Source organism: Paenibacillus sp. 01T422, assembly GCF_056398785.1.
The window spans coordinates 1-688 of the sequence record NZ_JBFTQB010001497.1 but is presented as its reverse complement, the minus strand read 5'-3'; the positions used below and the strand labels follow the sequence as shown (position 1 = coordinate 688).

Genomic DNA, 688 nt, shown 5'->3' with positions numbered 1-688 from the left:
GAACTAAACGATGATACGCGCACAGCGGATGCATCCGCTGTCTTGTGGCAGGATTTCAATACAGACAACGCCAAATCAAGCCCTCTTGAGCAGCGCGAATTCTTGGGCTACGGCGGAGACTTCGGGGATAGTCCGAATGATGGCAACTTTATGGCCAACGGTCTTATCTTGGCGGACCGAACTCCGAAGCCGGAGCTTAACGAAGTGAAGCATGTTTATCAAAACATTATCGTGAAAGCAGCAGACCTTGCGAAAGGCAAAGTCGATGTCCGAAATGAATTCCTGTTCACCAATGTTAACGCCTACGAGGCAAGTTGGGAATTGCGGGCGGATAACAAAGTCATTCAGCAAGGTACTCTGGACAATTTGGATATACCCTCTTTGACGACGAAACAAATTACAGTTCCTTACAGCTTGCCGACGGCTGAGCCAAGTGTTGAATACTGGTTAAATTTCAGTTTCAAATTGAAAGCGGATACGTTGTGGGCGAAGAAAGGACACGAGATCGCTAGTCAGCAACTAAGCCTATCGTTGAGTACTCCTAACCAACCGTCCGTCGATCTCTCTACATTGCCGGCTTTGAATGTTCAGGATCAAGGAACACAAGTTACGATAAATACTACTGATATGCAAATCAATTTCAATAAATCAACAGGCACGATCGATACTTTCAAGTATCAAGGTAAAG

The 688-nt window shown here is 45.6% G+C and carries 1 protein-coding gene; it reads left to right on the top strand.

Features of this window, described 5'->3' with window-relative positions:
* On the top strand, positions 1-688 hold a 688-nt coding region (locus AC1DUA_RS39820; protein ID WP_477504902.1), incomplete at both ends, for a beta-galactosidase domain 4-containing protein.